3 protein-coding genes are annotated in these 2,333 nt (G+C 38.2%); all 3 read right to left on the bottom strand.

The genetic code is table 11. The features are described 5' to 3' along the window. A partial coding sequence (locus A33I_RS06120; RefSeq protein ID WP_152976442.1) for a hypothetical protein occupies positions 1-320 on the bottom strand: 320 nt, incomplete at its 3' end. 149 nt (positions 321-469) lie between these two features. After that, positions 470-931, bottom strand: a complete 462-nt coding sequence (locus A33I_RS06125; RefSeq protein WP_022627598.1) for a hypothetical protein — start codon at positions 929-931, stop codon at positions 470-472. Between the two features lie 13 nt (positions 932-944). Further along, on the bottom strand, positions 945-2,333 hold a 1,389-nt coding region (locus tag A33I_RS20210), incomplete at its 5' end, for a T7SS effector LXG polymorphic toxin (RefSeq protein WP_022627599.1).

Raw genomic sequence — 2,333 nt, forward strand, 5'->3', positions numbered from 1 at the left:
TCATCAAACGAGATCCATAAAGCGTGGCCGATATCAAGGAGTAGGCTTGGATCATCTGCTACATCGGTAATAAAATCAACGGTTTCATCCAGCACTTCCACCGGCTCTGTCACAAGACGCTTAATCCCATCTACTGTATCTGTGAAAGCCTTCGCAATCCCCTGCCATGCCCCTTTAAAAAATCCGCCGGTGTCTTCAGCTTCTGCGGTGGCATTTGCTGCTGCAACAGGCTTCGCGCAGGAAGGATTATACCATCGATTAAAGGTAATAGGATCCTGCCAATTCATATGTAAGGAGTTTAGCTGATTCGTATGTAGCAAGTTAGGCGATATATTCCTTTGAGCCAGCTTATTCATTAACAGCATATGAGAGGAATGATTGATTAATCAGATTGAAAATACTCTTAGAATTATCTGAAAAGTGCTTAGACTATATTTAGCCTAAGCACGAGTGAAAGATCGAGTTAACCCTAGTAATCAGTAATAACCTTCCCTATGTGAATCTCATAACCTTTTTCTTCAGAATAAATTTGTGCAATAATAGTAGAAGATTTGTCCGCTATTGATAATTCATTAGATATTGATATCTCCAAGAGTTCAGAAATGCCTTTAATTAAATCTTCAACTTTAACATTAGCCCAAACAGGATATGAAGTGTTAGGAATGATTATAGAGAACTCTTTTTTGTTCTTGAGAAAATCTAATGAGTTAACAATCCATTCACTAACCTCGTCTTTGTTCTTATTTGCATTAGTAAAGGCGGGCTTAGAATCAAGCTTACGGAACAATTGTAATTGATTTTCAATTGAAATTAACCAGTCTGAGTCAAACTCCTCAAAATTTAGTAATTCAAAATTAGTAAGAGCGCTCATTGTCTTTTTCGCTTCAATTATAGCTTTTTTTCTAATTATCTTTTCATTCGGAATTGACATATTTTATACCTCGTTATTTTTTATAATATATATGATGATCTTTATTTGACCCGTAAATATTAGAGTACCTTTCTTTTTTGAAATCATAATTAAAAGGGTTTGCACCATCTTTAGGTTTTCCTGCGTGTGTATGCATTCTACCATCATTTATATGTTCGACTATAACTCGTTTACCTTGAGGAGTTTCATACTCAAAATAACGTCCATGATGGGTAGGGTTTGAGCTGAACTCATAATTTTTAAAGTTTCCTCCTTTCATATTAATGTTATCTCCTACCTGCCATTGGCGAAGAGGTTGCTGTGATCTAGGAACTCCTGCTAAGTCTTTAGCTGCTTGCAGGGCTTCTTTTCTATTGAAATTTTCTTTCCCTGTAAAACCAACACTTTTTACCCCTCGAGTTCCTCTTACTCCAGCTTTTACAAAACCTCCACCTAGTACAGCTGCGATCAATAATGTTTGTTCCCAATCTTCTAGTTCCCTTTTTGTGATTGGGTCGACACCATGTGTAGCTTCGTATCCAGCCTTCACGTTTCCTAGAATTGGGGTGAAGTCAAGAATTGCGGAGCTTATTTCTCTAGAATTTTCATTTGCCACTCTAACTGTTGTCTTTGCACCACCAACGATTTTGTTGCCTGCTGATTTCGCACTATCAATAATTTTATTACTTGCTTTTTCCCACCATTGGAGGTCATCCTGAATCACGGTTGATTGGTTAATCATGTCAGGTCTTGGGCAGCTAGGGTTTACCCATTTGTCAAATCTTAAAGATTGTTGCATTCCAGTGTACCTTAAATAAGCAGGTTGATTCATTTGGTTGATGATCTGATTATGTCGGTGTTGCTTGTTTGATAGGTTTGATTTTAACATAGTATAGCTTACTTGGTACGACAATGAATTCAAAGAAAAATTTACTATATCAGACCCTTGCCGTTGAATCATGCTACTTAGATCTTTTGTATAGCTTTTCATAATATTTACATCTGCTTCAACTGAACCTAGTGCTGCCGACTGCTCATAATCAAATTGATGCAGCTGCTCTAGCGTTTGGTCTTTTTCTTGCTTGGCTTTTTGTACATATTGCCTCACTTCATCGTCTTGCAGCGGCTTTAGGTAGACGATGTCTTGTATCTTTTGCATTGTCGCATTTGTTTGGTTGGTGAGTGCGGTTGTGACGAGTTCAACCTGTTTTAAGCCGTTCTCGACTTCTTGTTCAAGGAAGCTCTCTTGAATTCTTCCGTTTGATGCTGGTTCAAGTGCTTGCAGCGAGGACTTCATTTGCATAAGTAGCTGCTCATATTGTGCGAGGGTTCCGGTTAAGTAATGAATAAATGGGAGGTGGCATTCTTGATAAAAACGACGAATGGCCGTCCCTCCCTCTCCTTTTAAGGAGTCACTTAAACG

Origin of the sequence: Alkalihalophilus marmarensis DSM 21297, assembly GCF_000474275.2 — a bacterium.
Classification (GTDB): domain Bacteria; phylum Bacillota; class Bacilli; order Bacillales; family Bacillaceae_D; genus Alkalihalophilus; species Alkalihalophilus marmarensis.

Coding starts and splice junctions, on each gene's coding strand:
- A33I_RS06125 (WP_022627598.1), bottom strand. CDS start 931: ATGTCAATTCCGAATGAAAAGATAATTAGAAAAAAAGCTATAATTGAA.